The organism is Trichocoleus sp. FACHB-90 (assembly GCF_014695505.1).
Lineage (GTDB): Bacteria > Cyanobacteriota > Cyanobacteriia > Cyanobacteriales > FACHB-T130 > Funiculus > Funiculus sociatus.
Map to the genome: position 1 here is coordinate 16,843 of NZ_JACJOK010000042.1, position 14,351 is coordinate 31,193.

Here is a 14,351-nt window from a genome sequence, read left to right on the forward strand (position 1 = left end):
TTGATCAGCGTTTTAGGAATCGGGGGCGGGTATGACTGGGATAAAAACTTCAGTTCATACTGTCCTTTAGCCTTGCTGCGCCTTTCTTAAGTAGATGACGCTTTTATTACCAAACCAGTTCCCAGATTACTTAGAATTTTTTTTCGTTTTTTCAGGGCGACTTATAGTCGCCCTGAAAAACTCAACGTCCGTGACCTAGAAGGTAAAGGTAGTACGGATTGAGCCTATAGTTATGGTGTCGTTATCGTCGTTGTGAAGTGGATTAAACAGCACAATGACTCCAGGGGTGATGGTGATATTGTCAGTAACTCGCAAGCGGTAGAAAGCTTCTACATGAGTTGTGCTTGATGGCTGACCACCTTCCTCTCCGAGTCCACCTTTGCTAATAATGTCGGGATAGTTTCTTCCAGTAGGAAGATCGCTACTGGTAATTTTGGGAGGCTGACCGACATAAATCCCGCCGAGGTTGCCTTGACCAAACAAATCGGGGAAATTCAGGTAAGCCATCCAGTTCACTGTTTCCACAGTTCCCGATCCGACTTTTACATCTGAAGTTGTATAGCCTCCCCAACCGCCAAAAGTAACGCGGGGAGTGATTCGCCATTCCAGACTGGCACCAAAGGCATTGGTACTAATCGGAGAACGACCCGACCCGCTAAAGATTCCGAAATCGACGATATCGTCGCCAACACCAGTATTCAATCTTCCAAACGGAGAGTAGGAGTTGACGTATTGGACGGCAACATCAATGTTATTTGTGGGCGAAACGACCAATTGCGCCCCTGCTGCCGTTTCTCCGTCATTTCCGCCAAAGATGCCGCCACGGAACGAATCTGCTGGACGGCTGGCTGAATAAACTGCCTGCAAGCTAAGGCGACTGCCAAGTTGCCAGTCAAAGCCTATGCCGCCGCGACCGCCAGTGTTAATAATCGGGTTGCGTTGGGCAAAGCGGGAAAGCGGCCCTTGACCAGCACTTTCCACACGATTAGCTCCCCGGAAGACGTTAACCGGGTTGACTCCCTCTGGCCCGACGATGAAGGCAAAGTTATTGCCGATCAGTTGGCGATAGGTGAGGTCACTCAGCACCACGTCGTTACCTGTGTCTCCTTCATAACCCAGGAAAATCTGGTCGTTGAAGGTACGAGGTCCTGTATTGCCTGCTCCTGCTTGCAGTCCGGTCAGCAAGAGACTGCGAGGGCTGAATTGGGTAAACAGACTCAACTGTACGTTGCTAATGACATTGATATTCGTGTTCTGGTCTTCAAATCGCAGGTTAGACAGTTCAAAATCATTGTCATTGCGTCCCTGAACGCCAAAAACTGCTTGCCCAAACAGTTTTGTGGTGGTGGAGAACTGATTTGCTTCTAAGAATGCGGTGCGACCTTCCAGATTATCTACACGCGATCGCAATGTCGCAATTTCTGGCCCAAATTCATCCACTAACCGCCGCAAGGTTGCTAAATCCTCTTTGGTGGAGAAGTCTGCTGTGCTGGCAGCAATTAATTTCTCAATCTGTTGCAAGCAAGAATTCACACCAGCCGCAAATTCATAGCGGCTCAATGCTCTGTTGCCGCGAAATGTGCCGTCAGGATATCCTGCTATACAACCGTAGCGTTCTACTAAACTCCGCAGCGCTTCATACGCCCAATCTGTCGGTTGCACGTCGCGCAACTGGGAAATATTGGTTACTTGTCCCATTGGATCAGCTTCCGCTGCCTCTGGATCGCCCATTTCTAGAGGGTCGGCGAGTGGCAAGGTCTGATCGCTGACATTTTCAGATGGCAACGCTTGCGCTTGCACTGAGTCTAGTGTTGTCTTAGCAGGAGTCGCCATGCGAACATCTGTTTGTGTTTTCTCAACTGAAGCAGATGTAGTCTCTAAGCTCTGACCATTGCTGGCAGCAACAATGGGGGTATTGGTCAATGACAAATCAGCGGCATCGCTGGTTGTCGGTTGCGACTCGGCTTTGGCGGTAAGGGGCGCTATCTTCGCAGTAACTGTTGGTATTGTTGCTGGTGTTGCCTCGGCTTCTTGTGTTATTAGCGATAATTCCGCAGATGTGGAGACTTCAGCTGTCTCTTCAACTGGTATTGCAGCCGATGTTGACTCTGTTGTATACCCTGCCGTTGCTAAATCTGTAGATGCCGAGAATCCCTGATTTGAAGACTCGACTGTTTCAGCGACTGTAGCTGCGTTGACATCTGGTGCTGCTAAGCATGGGGCAATGCTAACCGCAAGCAAACCAAAGGCTGTAAATACTAGCGCTGAGGATGCGGTCTTCTCTATTCTTAAAGGGGATTTCACGGTCTCAAACTCCTCAAAACACACCATCTTTGCTCGGATTCTACACGAATTTTAGGTCAATTGCTAAGAAGGTTATTATTACTTTTTACAACTAAATTTTTTAAGCGTATAGGTGACGTATACCTATAGCTAGATGTTCCAAGGGAATTCCGGAATTTTCCCGCACCATTTGAAGATAGTATGTTATTTTTCAACCGAAGACTTAAAGTAATTTTGTTCAACAAAGGTTTAAGGGGATCTACTTATTTAGAACTATTGGTTGAGCCAAATATGACGATTTTTTTAAATAAGTAAGTATATTTACTGAGATGATATTAAAAATAAGCGATCGCACAATAGGGAATATCTATTTTCTGGCTTTGATTAATGGTTTCAGTTTTCAGATGGCTTTTGCAATTTTCTGCTTAGGATAGGTTGCCAAAATAACACACTTGTGGCTAGTGTTAGCGACTCGGAAATATAAACGCGATCGCCCTCTGTTCCTTTGCGCCCTATAGTGAAGAGGGCTAATGCGTCTTTGCGGTTCAAACAAAAAAAACAGCTGTCTCCATCAGGAGACAGCTGTTTTAATAGCTGGGCGGGCAGAATGCCCACCCAAAGCGAGAATTAGTAGTCGAAGTCGCCGCCCATGCCGGCGCCAGCACCAGCACCAGCACCAGCGCCATCCTTAGGCTCAGGCTTGTCAACGACGATACACTCAGTTGTCAGCACCATGCCAGCGATAGAAGCAGCATTTTGCAGAGCAGAACGAGTCACCTTAGCAGGGTCAACGATACCAGCTTCAAACATATCGACGAACTCATTGGTCGCCGCGTTGTAGCCAACGTTGAATTCTTTCTCTTTGACGCGCTCAGCAATGACAGCGCCATTCTGTCCCGCGTTTTCAGCAATCCGCTTCAGAGGAGCAGCCAAAGCACGAGAAACAATCATCGCACCTGTCAACTCTTCATTCTTCAGGTTGCCAGTTGCCCACTCTTCCAGTTGGGGAGTCAGGTGAGCCAGAGTTGTACCACCACCAGGAACGATACCTTCTTCCACAGCAGCTTTAGTGGCGTTGATGGCATCTTCCAGACGCAGCTTCTTGTCCTTCATTTCCGTCTCAGTGGCAGCACCAACTTTGACTACTGCGACACCACCAGCAAGTTTAGCTAGACGCTCTTGCAGCTTCTCGCGGTCGTAGGAAGATTCGGTTTCATCCATTTGACGGCGGATTTGTTCGCAACGAGATTTAACAGCTTGTTCGTTGCCTTCAGCAACAATTGTGGTGCTGTCTTTGGTCATGGTGACGCGACGGGCTTTACCCAGCATCTCCAAGCGGGTGTTTTCCAGCTTCAGACCAGCATCTTCGGTGATTAGCTGACCGCCAGTGAGAACGGCGATGTCTTCGAGCATAGCTTTGCGGCGATCGCCAAAACCAGGAGCTTTGACAGCAACCACGTTCAGCACACCCCGCAGTTTGTTGACTACCAGGGTTGCCAGAGCTTCTTTCTCGATGTCCTCGGCGATAATTACCAGAGGACGACCAGCACGAGCTACTTGCTCTAGCACTGGCACTAAATCTTGTACTAGAGCGATTTTCTTATCGGTGATGAGCAGGAAAGGCTCATCCATGATTGCTTCCATCCGCTCCATGTCGGTAGCGAAGTAAGGAGAGATGTAGCCTTTATCGAAGCGCATCCCTTCGGTGATTTCGAGTTCAGTGGTCATAGATTTCCCTTCTTCTAGGGAAATTACGCCTTCTTTGCCCACTTTGTCCATTGCTTGGGCGATCATCTGCCCAACTTCATCGTCGTTACCAGCAGAGATAGCTCCGACTTGCGCGATCGCTTTGGAATCTTCTACCTGACGGGCGTGCTGGGCAATCTGCTCTACCAAAAAGCCAATAGCTTTGTCAATACCGCGCTTCAGGGAAATTGCATTGGCTCCAGCAGCAACGTTCCGCAACCCTTCTTTGACCATTGCGTGCGCGAGAACGGTGGCGGTGGTGGTGCCATCACCAGCAGCATCATTGGTTTTGGAAGCAGCTTGACGAATCAGCGCCACGCCAGTATTTTCTACGTGGTCTTCTAGTTCAATTTCTTTGGCGATAGTGACACCATCGTTAACGATTTGCGGTGCGCCAAACTTCTTCTCTAGCACTACGTTACGGCCTTTGGGGCCGAGGGTGACAGCTACGGCTTCTGCCAAAATGTCCATTCCCTTTTCTAGGGCGCGACGAGCGTTTTCGTTGTAAATGATGCGCTTAGCCATATATTTCCTGGTTCTTGGTGAGTATGTGAATTTTGATCTTTAAAAAGCTAATTGCGGTTAGCCATTAGCCATTAGCTATTTAGTTAACTACGGCTAAAATGTCTTTCTCTGACAGCAGGACGTACTCTTCTGTGCCAAGTTTGATGTCTGTGCCAGCGTACTTGGAGTAGAGAACTTTGTCGCCGACGTTGACTTCCATCTCAACACGAGCGCCTTTATCATCACGCTTGCCAGGGCCCACAGCGACTACTTCGCCGACTTGGGGTTTTTCTTTAGCGTTGTCTGGCAGAAGAATTCCACCAGCAGTTTTCTCTTCAGCGGCGCTCACTTTCACAAATACGCGATCGCCTAGAGGCTTAACGGTGGATACACTCAGAGATACAGCAGCCATACAAATAAAGCTCCTACAACAGGTTTGACATCTAAACGCGATGTTCCTCGCGTTCTAAATTTAGCACTCTCGGCTCCTGAGTGCTAATTTAGCGGAGTAAGGTGTGCGATCGCAAGCAAGTTCTGCAAAATTGTGTGTACGGGTTTCCGAACAAAGATGGGAACTGGGGAAAAGGTGAGGAGGTAAGTCAAAGGAAATCAAGAATTCTTTTTTTGCATCAGAGCTTTTTTCCTTTTCTGTCGCCAGTCTGCTAAAAGAAAAGTTGGAACTGCCAACGTATTGTCAAATTATCAAAGACGCGAAAAGCAAGAGTTTGCCCAAGAAGAAGTAAAAATGACTGAAAATACAGTAGCTCAATCTGAAGCCCAGATTCTAGACACCTGTAAGCCCCAAGACCAAGCTGCTATCCTCGCGTGCGTACAGAGCTTAGGACTCAATCAAATTCAAAGACACATCTTCATATGTGCTGACCAGACTTTAGCTCAATGTTGCTCCAAGGAAGCTAGCCTAGAATCGTGGAATTACTTAAAGCGTCGCCTCAAAGAATTAAAAATTGACAAACCCACTGAAACTCGCCCCAACTGCATTTTCCGCACCAAAGCAAACTGCCTGCGAGTTTGCGCTTCTGGCCCAATTCTAGTCGTCTACCCAGACGGCGTATGGTATCGCGGGGCGACTCCGGAAGTAATTGAGCGGATTATCCAAGAACATCTTATTGACAACAAAATTGTACAAGAATATGCCTTTTTAGTTCATCCGCTCCCAGAACCCTATACAGTAACATAGTAGCTACGTTATATTCTTCCGTATACCTACTAGATATTTATCGTTGCCACCCATGTAAGTGAGTATAATTATTTGGTTATAAATAGGATTTAGCATTTGCCTAGACCTAGTACAAACCAATACAGCAGGGTGTGCATAATAACGTAGGGTCTACTTAGAATACGGTTGTAAAATTCACGAATCCAGGCTTGGCGAGTGGGACACCATGAAAGACACCAGTGTAAGAGATAACAAACGACTGTTGCTGATTGATGATGACCCCAACCTGATTTTGCTGGTCAAGGACTACCTGGAGTTTCGAGGGTACGAGGTGATCACTGCGGAAAACGGTCGGGAAGCTCTAGAGGTTCTAGAGCATGACATTCCTGACATGATCATCTGCGATGTGATGATGCCGGAGATGGACGGAATTGCCCTCGTACAACACGTAAGAGAAGACCCCCGCATCAGTTGGATTCCAGTTTTGTTCCTTTCCGCGAAAGGTCAAAGTCAAGATCGGGTGAAGGGACTTAACACCGGGGCTGATGTCTACATGGTTAAGCCATTTGAGCCAGAAGAATTGGTGGCGCAAGTGGAATCGTCTCTGAAGCAAGCCACTCGCCTAATTCATCATCCAAGTCGAGGAACTGAGGGAGGCTCAAAACTTCAGGTACCTGAAACCGTAGAATTAACGCCGACTGAGCTGAAAGTTGTTCAGTTTGTGGCACGAGGTATGGCAAATCGAGAAATTGCCGAGCAGATGAATGTCTCTCAGCGCACGATTGAAAGCCATGTGTCCAATATGCTAGGTAAAACCAGTCTCCATAACCGCACGGAGTTAGCTCGGTGGGCGATTGAGAGTAACATGGCGTAAGTCGATTTGGGATTTTAGATTTTGGATTCTAGATTATTAATCCAAAATCTAAAATCCCAAATTGTTACCAGCCCTCTTCTTCTTTATCTGATTTTCTCCAAATTTCTAAATCCATTTCATCCAGGTAGGTGAGGGCGCTTTGAAGCTGGCGAGTTGTCCCTATCAGTTCCAAGTCAAACCAGCCATCATCTCTGGCATTTGCTCCTAGTAAGGCGGCGGCAATATTCACTGTGACACCGTGGTGAGAAATTAGGCGGGAGATGACTGGTTCTTCCTGGTATTGCTTGGGGATGCGGATTCTGACCCTGGTTTTAGTGGGTCGATTATCTTCGGGTGCGGTAGTTGAATTCACTGCCAATTCATTTGTGCTGTGCATAATTATTAACGTCTCCTATTCAACATCTTCGATACGGGTTTTACGCTCTAAAATTTCTTTCAGAACAAGGGTGACTAATGCCAAACCACCAAGCAGTACGGCAGCGGAGAATGCTGCTTGAGTTTGATATTGCTTGTAGGCTTCCTCGACAAATAAGGGCAGGGTTTGAGTTTGGCCAATAATGTTGCCAGACACAACTGAAACAGCACCAAATTCACCCATGACTCGTGCATTGGTCAAAATGACGCCGTAGAGTAAACCCCAGCGAATATTCGGCAGGGTGACGCGCCAGAATATTTGCCAGTCACTAGCACCCAAAGTTTTAGCAGCTTCTTCCTGATCGGAACCTGCTTCTTCTAATACGGGAATTACTTCGCGGGCGACAAATGGCATAGTGATAAATGCACTTGCCAGCACCATTGCGGGCATGGCAAAAATAATTTTAATGTTTGCTGCCCCTAGGATTGGCCCAAACCAGCCATTTCGCCCGTAGAGGAGGACAATCATTAAACCTGCGACGACGGGGGAGACTGCGAAGGGTATGTCTAAAAGGCTAATGACAAAGGCTCGTCCCCGAAATTGATGTCGTGCGATCGCCCAAGCTGCACACAGCCCAAAAACTGTATTAATCGGCACGACAATTAGGGCAATCAAAACTGTGAGCTTTACGGCATGGAGAAAACCAGGTTCTGTCAGGTTGTGGAAGAAAGGCGCGACTCCTTCTCTAAATGCTTGTATAAAGACGTTGAAAGCAGGGATGAATAAGATTAAAGCTAAGTAAGCGATCGCTAAACCAATCAAAGCGAACTTTACCCAACCTTGCTCCTGTTTTGGTGAAGATAACTGGGAATCCCCTGAACCTGGATTAAAAGACTTTCCCGCTAAATTAGAGTTCATAACGTCGTCCCCAAGCTTGTAAAAGGTTAATTGCTACAAGTACCAACAGCGAAATTCCTAACAGGACGGTGCCAATTACAGTCGCTCCAGCATAGTCATACTGCTCTAATCTCTGAATAATTAGCACTGATGAAATTAAGTCCTTAAATGGAACGTTGGCAGCTACAATTACAATCGAACCGTATTCGCCAACAGCACGGGAAAATCCTAGTGCCACGCCTGTCAAAATTGCTGGTAATAAAGGCGGCAAAACAACGCGCCAAAATGTCTGCCATTTAGATGCACCTAAAGACCAAGCTGCTTCTTCGATTTCTTTTTCCATTTCCTGCAACACAGGCTGCAAAGTTCGCACTACGAAAGGCAAGGAAATAAATAGCATCGCTACTCCCACACCCAAGCGAGTAAATGCTACTTTAATTCCTAAAGGTGCCAGCAGAGAACCAAGCCAGCCGTTATCGCTGTAAACGGTTGCTAAGGTTAAACCTGCTACTGAAGTAGGCAAAGCAAAAGGCAGATCAATGGCGGCATCAATTACGCGCTTGAATGGGAAATCGTATCTAACTAAAATCCAAGCAATTAAAACGCCAAAAAATCCATTTATCAATGCGGCAATCAATGCTGTAATGAAGGTGACATCATAGGTTGCAAGTGCAACTGGACTGGTGGCAATTTTCCAAAAATCAATTGCTCCTACGGTTGTTGCTTTCAACATCAGCGCCGCTACGGGCAAGAATAACATTATGGTGAGATAACCTAATGTTATTCGCCAAGGCCAGGAAACTCTGCTGAGCTGGTGAAATGGGTTATTGCGAATGCGATCGCGTTGAGGAGGAGCGGATACAGCCATATTTTGAAGGATGAAGATCGAGGTTTAGGATGAATCGAGGCAAAGCCTCTATTTTCTCGTTACTCAGCTTACGGCTAGTAAGGAGGGGACTCATTTCTCGTTTCCAGGCTCAACCTGGAAACGCGCTTAGGGAGGCTCAGCCTCCCCTAACAGAAGGGGAGCATTTGATTAAAACATCAGCATTTTATCTGCTGCCAGCCTGAATTTTGTCAAATATTGCTCCATCTTCAAAAAACTTCTGCTGGATATCATCCCAACCACCCATATCTTGAGCAGTAAATAGGGTTTTAACTGGGGGATATTGGTTAGCCACTTCTTTTTCTACAGTGGTGTCAACTGGTCGGAATCCTACTTTGGCAAATTCTCGTTGAGCTGCTGGTGTAAACAGAAACTTGACGAAGGCTTCAGCCACTTCACGATTTCCATGTTTATCGACGTTTTTATCTACAACAGCAACAGGGTTGTCAATAGAAATATTAACGTCGGGTACTACATAAGGCAGTTCTTGACCATTCTGCTTAGCCAAAAGCACCTCGTTTTCGTAGTTGATTAAAACATCTCCTTGTCCTTGCTTGAAAAATACATCGCTGGCTTCACGCGCATCTCTGGGTAGCACGGGAACGTTTTTAAAAACTTTGGTGGTGTAATCGAGCGCTTTAGCATCGTCACCCCCAGCTTGGGTTATAGAACCCCACAAACCTAAGAAATTCCACCTCGCGCCGCCAGAAGTTTTTGGGTTAGCTGTAATTACTGCTACGCCATCTTTTGCTAAATCTGCCCAAGTTTTAATTGCTTTAGGATTGCCTTTACGAGTAACCAAAGCGGCGACAGATTTATGCACGATCGCATTGTTGGGAGCTTCTGTTTCCCAACCTGGTTGAATTAGTCCAACTTTCTCAATTTTCTTGGTGTCCAGCGCTAATGCTAAAGCGACTACATCGGCTTCTAAACCATCAACTACAGCACGAGTTTGGGAACCAGATCCACCGTAACTTTGGTTGAAGGTGACGTTCTGGTTTTTCTCCTGTTTCCACGCTTGTTGGAACTGGGGAATAATTTTCTCGTAGGCGGCGCGGGTGACGGCGTAGGAGACGAGGGTTAGTTGTACATCGCCAGTTTTGGCAGCTGGGCTAGAACCACCAGCGGTTGTTGTCGGGGAATTAGAGCTGTTGGGGGAGCAAGATGCGATCGCTACACTCAAACTCACCCCCACTAGGAACAAAGATACAAAATTCCTAAATTTTAGTTCAAGCCAGCTTCTAGTTTTCGATGCTATCGGCTGAGTCACCTGTTGCCACAAACCCATGAAACGTTCTCCTATAATCTCCGGTTACTCTGTCGGGATACCGTACTTAAGTTGTTATATCTTACAGCATCTAGGAGAAACTGGGGAGTGGGAAGCGCCGCTTGTGCTAGATATTTTTCCAGGGGTTATCTTCGCCACACACGTAACGGTATACGCGATCGCTATGCTTGGGAATTCGATTAAACCTAGCGTTAGCTTGGCAAGGTTTTTTTATAAAAATTTACAACCATCAGTCATAATTAGGTTTTTGTAACTGATGCGATAAAATTTGAACTTATTAATAAAGGTGCTATTTATGCCAATGGCTAAAAAGCCGCGAAGCAGATGCTTGAGCTGTGAAAGAGAGACTAAAAGAGCAGGGTACAAGTATTGTGATAACGGCTGTCAAAGCGACCATAAGTACACACTTTATGTAGTATCTTGGTTGCAAGGAAATGAGAGCGGGGGCAAAAAATGCGGTACTGTATCTAATCATGTGAGAAGATTCTTAATTAGTAAGTTTGGCGAAAAATGTTCTTTGTGTGCGTGGTGCGAGGTAAATCCGCATACGGGTAAAATCCCTTTGGAAGTCGATCATATAAATGGGGATTGGCAGAACAACACACTTGAAAATCTCCGCCTTTTATGTCCTAATTGCCACTCTCTTACGCCAACCTACAAAGCGTTAAATAAAGGGAAAGGTAGAGATTGGCGCAAACAGCTATACCATACTATGTCTAAAAGTAGTGACTAACCCTTTAGAAACAAAGCACAAGTTTATCAAGCGCCTTTATTGCCAGTCGTATTCCTCCAGTTGTGCAAGCTGCGCCAGCTAACTTCGGTCGCATGGAGAAATCAATGGTGAGTCAGGCTTGCGGACATAACCCTGACTTTGCTATAGTATTTTTAACTGCTGGTGTAACTCAGTTGGTAGAGTAGTTGATTTGTAATCAACCTGTCGCAGGTTCAAATCCTGTCACCAGCTTTAATTCAGGCGATCGCTATTAAAAGTCGCCCTGAATAAAACTATTAATTATCTTTATCAGAAGCAAGAATTCCTCTAAGTTCCTGTAATAGGTCGTCTTGCTCCTGCCTAATTGCCTCTAGTCTGGTAAGAATAGATGTCAGTCTTTCTTTATGTTCGTGGCTGATTGATGTCGAGATTTCAGGATTTAAACTTAGCACATTCGCTTCGTGCTGTTTAATTGTCAATCTCCCAACTCCGAAATTACCAAGCGGTTTAAAGCTGGTCACTAAAGAATAAATCAACTTGAAAGGGGCTTGTAGTATATACAAGAAACCTTTTTCGACAATAGAACCGAATGCTTTAAACAATTGCCAGAGGAGAAAGATAACTAATAAAAGGATAATTGCGCTAAGAATTGGGTGATTAAGTCCCCAAAGTAGTGCTTTAGTTGCCCAGGAGATTACTGGATGAGCATCAATCCAAACCTTGATGGCATCGAGACGGCGATCTATTAAAGCACTCAGAGATTTGTCAACTTCTGTAGAAACTGCATTGCTAAAATTTTCAGCTTTTCTCAAAGTAATATCAACAGAATCTTTTAAAGAATCTCCTGTTTGCTTTGCAGTTTCCGTTAGCGTATTGACGGCTTTACCTGTTGTTATCGTCAGTTTATCTTTTGCTTGAGCAGCAGTTTCAACACCTTTGTTAGTAGCGTCGTTAACCCTGGAAGCTGCTTTTTCCGCCTTTTCAATCAGAGAATTTTTGGTATTTTGAAAGACTTCAGAAAGGCTTTCAAATTTATTATCAAGTGCTAATGCCATACAATTCACAACTGCTGGAAATGAACGCGCAGCCCATCTTCGGGGCGACAGGTGGGAACTTGTACAGAATCTAAACTTTGATTGGGTACAAGTTCCCACTGGTAGCCGCGCAGTAAACGGGCGGCGACTATTTTCATTTCCATTTTGGCAAATGCAGTTCCAAGACAGATTCTCGGCCCGCCACCGAAACCAATTAAATTAAAAGGACGCTGTTTGTGTTCTTAGCGCTGGGGGCTGAAGCGGTCTGGCTCGAAACGCTCTGGTTCGGGGTAAATTGTTGGTATGCGATGGGTTGCCAGAATTGAATATAGTGCCATCCACCCGGCGGGAGCATGGTAGCCTTTAAACTCAAAGGCCATCTACTTCAGGAATGGGTTTAGTTATTTATGTGAACTAAGTTAAAGTTTTTTCGGTTCTGCGTTCCAAGCCTCTGTACTTTTGGGAATCCTAAGATTATAGAACTTGGATCAAAAGCAGTGGGATACTACGACTTTAACGATCATTTTTGGTCGCCGCAGGAAGTTTGTGGCAAGGTGTCGAAAAAAGATGCTCCGAAACGAGTTTGGAGAACGTGGAAACTGGTAGAAGTTGTTGCGACTAGCCTAAAGCGCTGTTCATTTGGCCGATTATAGAGATTTAAGTAAAGGTTTCTGGGTAGATGCAGGGGAAAATAAAATTCCTCTGCATCTAACCATAACTAGACAAGCAAATTCACTTATCAACCCAAGTTTAAATCTGTCACGGCACCAACACTGCTAGACGATACCAATTTGGCATATTTTGCCAATACGCCCTTTGTATAACGGGGTGTGGGTGGTTGCCAAGCAGCACGTCGCCGCTGTAATTCTTCGTCGGTGACGTTGAGGTTTAACAGCCGATTTGGTGCGTCTATGGTAATGCTATCGCCTTCTTCAACGAGAGCGATCGCGCCCCCTACAGCCGCCTCTGGTGCCACATGACCGACTACCATCCCATATGTACCGCCCGAAAAGCGTCCGTCGGTAATCAAGCCTACAGCATCTCCCAAGCCAGCACCGATAAGGGCAGAAGTAGGAGCCAGCATTTCCCTCATTCCCGGGCCACCCTTGGGGCCTTCGTAGCGAATCACCAGCACATCACCACGATTAATCTTGCCCGCCAGAATTGCCTGTAAGCAAGCTTCCTCAGATTCAAACACCCGCGCGGGGCCTGTCATTGTTGGTATTTTGACTCCGGTAATTTTAGCTACAGCCCCCTCTGTGGCCAAATTTCCTCTCAGGATGGCTAAGTGTCCTTGTGCATACATGGGGTTATTCCAAGGACGGATGACATCTTGGTTAGGGGATGGCTCCTCTGGCACATCTGTCAATACTTCGGCGATGGTTTGCCCGGTGACGGTGAGGGCATCGCCGTGGAATAGACCGCGTACCAGGAGCATCTTCATTACCTGCGGTATTCCACCAGCTTTGTGCAAATCATTTGCTACATACCGACCGCTAGGTTTGAGATCGCAGAGTACGGGAACTTTGGCGCGAATTGTTTCAAAGTCGTCCAAAGTTAATTCTACGCCGACGGCATTAGCGATCGCCAGCAGATGCAAAACGGCATTTGTGGAACCGCCCACTGCCATGATCACAGAAATGGCATTTTCAAAAGCCTGGCGGGTGAGAATCTGACGCGGCAAAATTTGTTTTTTAATTGCTTCTACCAGCACAAAGGCAGATTTTTCTGCACTGTCGGCTTTTTCTGCATCTTCTGCTGCCATCGTCGAGGAATAAGGCAAACTCATCCCCATTGCCTCAAAAGCACTAGACATGGTATTAGCAGTGTACATTCCGCCACAGGAACCAGCACCAGGGCAAGCCTTGCGTTCTACTTCCTGCAACTCCACCTCATCAATTTTCCCAGCGCTGAATTGTCCGACAGCTTCAAAGGAACTGACCACAGTCAAATCGCGCCCGTTGTGATGACCCGGTTTAATCGTACCGCCGTAGACGAAAATGGCGGGAATATTTATTCGAGCGATCGCAATCATCGCTCCTGGCATATTCTTATCGCAACCGCCAATTGCCAGTACCCCATCCATACTTTGCCCGTTACAGACTGTTTCAATCGAGTCTGCAATTACTTCTCGCGACACCAGAGAATATTTCATTCCCTCCGTCCCCATCGAAATGCCGTCACTGATAGTAATCGTGCCGAACTTCTGAGGCATCGCACCAGCTTCTTTAGCCCCACTCTCAGCCCGTAAAGCCAACTCGTTTAACCCCATATTGCATGGAGTAATAGTGCTGTACCCATTGGCAATGCCTACAATGGGTTTAGTGAAATCCCGATCCCCAAAACCCACAGCACGCAACATCGCCCGGTTGGGCGATCGCTGTACGCCTTGGGTTACGACTTGGCTCCTAAAATTGTCCGGCATTCTCTATCCTTTACTGGCTATCAGCCATTACTCGAAGAGCTTTGATTTTCTTGGCGCTTGAGACCAAAATCTCTCTATTAACTAGATTACAGGAATTTTCCTGTGAAATAGCTGTCTTTTGAGTGCTGATAAGCGCCGAGGTATTTTGTAACAATTAGACTTAACTTAAC

The 14,351-nt window shown here is 46.3% G+C and carries 14 protein-coding genes, 1 tRNA gene and 1 pseudogene; 6 read left to right on the plus strand and 10 right to left on the minus strand.

Going from position 1 to position 14,351, the window contains the following annotated elements:
- Window positions 1-195 precede the first annotated feature (195 nt).
- The 3 genes from H6F74_RS12270 to groES form a co-directional block, all read right to left on the minus strand.
- Window positions 196-2,304: an iron uptake porin gene (locus H6F74_RS12270; protein ID WP_199301145.1), complete on the minus strand. Its 2,109-nt coding sequence runs from the start codon at window positions 2,302-2,304 to the stop codon at window positions 196-198.
- A 606-nt stretch (window positions 2,305-2,910) separates the two neighbouring features.
- A complete protein-coding gene (gene groL / locus H6F74_RS12275; RefSeq protein WP_190426784.1) occupies window positions 2,911-4,554 on the minus strand; it encodes a chaperonin GroEL in 1,644 nt (547 codons plus the stop codon).
- A gap of 79 nt (window positions 4,555-4,633) precedes the next feature.
- The gene (gene groES / locus H6F74_RS12280) at window positions 4,634-4,945 is read right to left on the minus strand and encodes a co-chaperone GroES (protein ID WP_190441269.1); all 312 of its coding nucleotides are present in this window, start codon (window positions 4,943-4,945) and stop codon (window positions 4,634-4,636) included.
- Between the two features lie 333 nt (window positions 4,946-5,278).
- Between groES and H6F74_RS12285 the strand changes: the two genes are divergently transcribed.
- A complete protein-coding gene (locus tag H6F74_RS12285; RefSeq protein WP_190441392.1) occupies window positions 5,279-5,731 on the plus strand; it encodes a ferredoxin in 453 nt (150 codons plus the stop codon).
- A gap of 205 nt (window positions 5,732-5,936) precedes the next feature.
- Entirely contained in the window at window positions 5,937-6,584 is a 648-nt protein-coding gene (locus H6F74_RS12290; RefSeq protein WP_190441271.1) for a response regulator transcription factor, read from the plus strand.
- A gap of 64 nt (window positions 6,585-6,648) precedes the next feature.
- Here H6F74_RS12290 and H6F74_RS12295 read toward each other — a convergent pair whose 3' ends face one another.
- The 4 genes from H6F74_RS12295 to H6F74_RS12310 all read right to left on the minus strand — a co-directional run bounded on the left by H6F74_RS12295 (window position 6,649) and on the right by H6F74_RS12310 (window position 10,010).
- The gene (locus H6F74_RS12295) at window positions 6,649-6,960 is read right to left on the minus strand and encodes an NIL domain-containing protein (protein WP_190441274.1); all 312 of its coding nucleotides are present in this window, start codon (window positions 6,958-6,960) and stop codon (window positions 6,649-6,651) included.
- Window positions 6,961-6,975: 15 nt separating this feature from the next.
- Window positions 6,976-7,857 (minus strand): sulfate ABC transporter permease subunit CysW, encoded by an 882-nt coding sequence (gene cysW / locus H6F74_RS12300; protein WP_190441276.1) that lies wholly within the window; start codon window positions 7,855-7,857, stop codon window positions 6,976-6,978.
- On the minus strand, window positions 7,847-8,704 hold the full coding sequence (gene cysT, locus H6F74_RS12305; RefSeq protein WP_190441278.1) for a sulfate ABC transporter permease subunit CysT: 858 nt from the start codon (window positions 8,702-8,704) through the stop codon (window positions 7,847-7,849). The genes cysW and cysT overlap by 11 nt, the downstream gene beginning before the upstream one ends.
- A 184-nt stretch (window positions 8,705-8,888) precedes the next feature.
- Window positions 8,889-10,010: a sulfate ABC transporter substrate-binding protein gene (locus tag H6F74_RS12310; RefSeq protein ID WP_190441281.1), complete on the minus strand. Its 1,122-nt coding sequence runs from the start codon at window positions 10,008-10,010 to the stop codon at window positions 8,889-8,891.
- Here H6F74_RS12310 and H6F74_RS29640 point away from each other — a divergent pair.
- The 4 genes from H6F74_RS29640 to H6F74_RS12320 all read left to right on the plus strand — a co-directional run bounded on the left by H6F74_RS29640 (window position 10,009) and on the right by H6F74_RS12320 (window position 10,974).
- Complete coding sequence (locus tag H6F74_RS29640; RefSeq protein WP_206756309.1) at window positions 10,009-10,263, plus strand: hypothetical protein; 255 nt, start codon at window positions 10,009-10,011, stop codon at window positions 10,261-10,263. The genes H6F74_RS12310 and H6F74_RS29640 overlap by 2 nt on opposite strands.
- A gap of 48 nt (window positions 10,264-10,311) precedes the next feature.
- A complete protein-coding gene (locus tag H6F74_RS31010; protein WP_347269510.1) occupies window positions 10,312-10,743 on the plus strand; it encodes an HNH endonuclease in 432 nt (143 codons plus the stop codon).
- Between the two features lie 62 nt (window positions 10,744-10,805).
- A complete protein-coding gene (locus H6F74_RS30545) occupies window positions 10,806-10,928 on the plus strand; it encodes a hypothetical protein (protein WP_277875798.1) in 123 nt (40 codons plus the stop codon).
- Window positions 10,902-10,974 (plus strand) — tRNA-Thr (locus H6F74_RS12320). The genes H6F74_RS30545 and H6F74_RS12320 overlap by 27 nt, the downstream gene beginning before the upstream one ends.
- Before the next feature lie 44 nt (window positions 10,975-11,018).
- On the opposite strand, the gene H6F74_RS12325 is transcribed toward H6F74_RS12320, so the two are convergent.
- The 3 genes and pseudogenes from H6F74_RS12325 to ilvD form a co-directional block, all read right to left on the minus strand.
- Entirely contained in the window at window positions 11,019-11,777 is a 759-nt protein-coding gene (locus H6F74_RS12325; RefSeq protein ID WP_190441285.1) for a hypothetical protein, read from the minus strand.
- Window positions 11,778-11,782: 5 nt separating this feature from the next.
- Window positions 11,783-12,130 (minus strand): annotated as a pseudogene (locus H6F74_RS12330) (cytochrome P450); the annotation flags it as partial.
- 365 nt (window positions 12,131-12,495) lie between these two features.
- Window positions 12,496-14,181: a dihydroxy-acid dehydratase gene (ilvD, locus tag H6F74_RS12335; RefSeq protein WP_190441288.1), complete on the minus strand. Its 1,686-nt coding sequence runs from the start codon at window positions 14,179-14,181 to the stop codon at window positions 12,496-12,498.
- Window positions 14,182-14,351 lie beyond the last annotated feature (170 nt).

What these genes read in the sequence shown, in the direction of transcription:
- H6F74_RS29640 (WP_206756309.1), top strand. Translation starts at nt 10,009, where the DNA reads ATGAAACGTTCTCCTATAATCTCCGGTTACTCTGTCGGGATACCGTAC.
- H6F74_RS31010 (WP_347269510.1), top strand. Translation starts at nt 10,312, where the DNA reads ATGGCTAAAAAGCCGCGAAGCAGATGCTTGAGCTGTGAAAGAGAGACT.
- H6F74_RS12290 (WP_190441271.1), top strand. Translation starts at nt 5,937, where the DNA reads ATGAAAGACACCAGTGTAAGAGATAACAAACGACTGTTGCTGATTGAT.
- groL (WP_190426784.1), bottom strand. Translation starts at nt 4,554, where the DNA reads ATGGCTAAGCGCATCATTTACAACGAAAACGCTCGTCGCGCCCTAGAA.
- cysT (WP_190441278.1), bottom strand. Translation starts at nt 8,704, where the DNA reads ATGGCTGTATCCGCTCCTCCTCAACGCGATCGCATTCGCAATAACCCA.
- cysW (WP_190441276.1), bottom strand. Translation starts at nt 7,857, where the DNA reads ATGAACTCTAATTTAGCGGGAAAGTCTTTTAATCCAGGTTCAGGGGAT.
- H6F74_RS12325 (WP_190441285.1), bottom strand. Translation starts at nt 11,777, where the DNA reads ATGGCATTAGCACTTGATAATAAATTTGAAAGCCTTTCTGAAGTCTTT.
- H6F74_RS12285 (WP_190441392.1), top strand. Translation starts at nt 5,279, where the DNA reads ATGACTGAAAATACAGTAGCTCAATCTGAAGCCCAGATTCTAGACACC.
- ilvD (WP_190441288.1), bottom strand. Translation starts at nt 14,181, where the DNA reads ATGCCGGACAATTTTAGGAGCCAAGTCGTAACCCAAGGCGTACAGCGA.
- groES (WP_190441269.1), bottom strand. Translation starts at nt 4,945, where the DNA reads ATGGCTGCTGTATCTCTGAGTGTATCCACCGTTAAGCCTCTAGGCGAT.
- H6F74_RS12310 (WP_190441281.1), bottom strand. Translation starts at nt 10,010, where the DNA reads ATGGGTTTGTGGCAACAGGTGACTCAGCCGATAGCATCGAAAACTAGA.
- H6F74_RS12295 (WP_190441274.1), bottom strand. Translation starts at nt 6,960, where the DNA reads ATGCACAGCACAAATGAATTGGCAGTGAATTCAACTACCGCACCCGAA.